Here is a 1,212-nt window from a genome sequence, read left to right as displayed (position 1 = left end):
GGTCGTAATGCATGTGGGAGATGATGACGTCGCTGACGTCGGCGTGGTTGATGCCGATTGCCGCCAGGCCTTCATCGACGGGCCTGACGACACTGCGTCCGCGTTTGTCGCCGGTCGGCTTGTCGAAGCCGGTGTCGACGATGAAGGTGCGTTTCTCCCCAACGATCGCCCAGACGAAGTAGTCCAGCGGCATGGGAACATCATGCGTGTCGCCGCCCAGGAAATTCTCGCCCGAGCGGCGCTTGAAATGGCCGTAGCGAACGGCATGGATTTCATAGCGTCCGGGGTCACCCATGATCAGCTCGCTTTGGCGACATCTGTGGTCTGGGCCGAGCCGACCTCCACATGCGCCCATGTCTCGACCGTCTTGACCATACAGGTAAAATCGGAATCAGGCCCGTAGAGCTGGTTCGTCACGCTGAGCAACTGGCGCACGGCACTGCCCACCACCATCGGTACGCCCATCGCCTCCGCCTCATCCACGCACAAGCGTACATCCTTGAAGGACAGGCCTGTGGCGAAACCGAAATCGAAGGTGCGCGGCAGGACGGATTTCGGGAACTTGTCTTCGGTGGCGCTGTTGCGGCCACTCGAGGCGTTGATGACGTCGATCATCACCTTGGGGTCGAGGCCTGCCTTGACGCCCATCACGACCGCTTCGGAGGAGATCGCAAGTGCCGCCGCCGCAAGCAGATTGTTGGCAAGCTTCATGGTCTGGGCGGAGCCCTGAACCTCGCCCATGAAGAATATCCGCCCGAAATTCTCGATCACCGGCCTTGCCGTTTCGAAGGCAGCCTTCGGCCCCGACACCATAACGGCGAGGGTGCCGTTGCGCGCTCCCTTCAATCCTCCGCTGACGGGCGCGTCGATCATGGCGATATTCTTGGCAGAAAGGCCTTCGGCAACCTTGGCGGCCGTGCGCGGACCCGTCGTCGAGATGTCGATGAAGATGCGAACCGCCTTGCCCTCGGCGATACCGCCTTCGCCGAGCACCACCTTTTCCAGGATCTGCGGGCTGGGCAGACTGGCAAAGACGATCTCCGCACTGTCGGCAACATCGCGCGCACCGGCGGCGGCTTTCGCGCCCGCATTGGTCAACTCCGCAACGGCTTTGCCGTCGACGTCGTAGACAGTCACTTCGTATCCGGCCTTGATGAGACGGGTCGCCATCGGCGTGCCCATTTTTCCGATGCCAACAAAGCCGATTTTCAG

2 protein-coding genes are annotated in these 1,212 nt (G+C 61.6%); both read right to left on the bottom strand.

All coding sequences use genetic code 11. The features are described from left to right. The coding region (locus tag ACXJ7R_RS33470; protein WP_457155530.1) for an MBL fold metallo-hydrolase at window positions 1-295 on the bottom strand (295 nt) is incomplete at its 3' end. A gap of 2 nt (window positions 296-297) precedes the next feature. Continuing rightward, the coding region (locus tag ACXJ7R_RS33465) for an NAD(P)-dependent oxidoreductase (protein WP_457155529.1) at window positions 298-1,212 on the bottom strand (915 nt) is incomplete at its 5' end.

The organism is Mesorhizobium sp. P5_C1 (genome assembly GCF_054049815.1).
The sequence above is the reverse complement of the archived record's forward strand: the minus strand, read 5'-3'. Positions and strand labels throughout refer to the sequence as shown.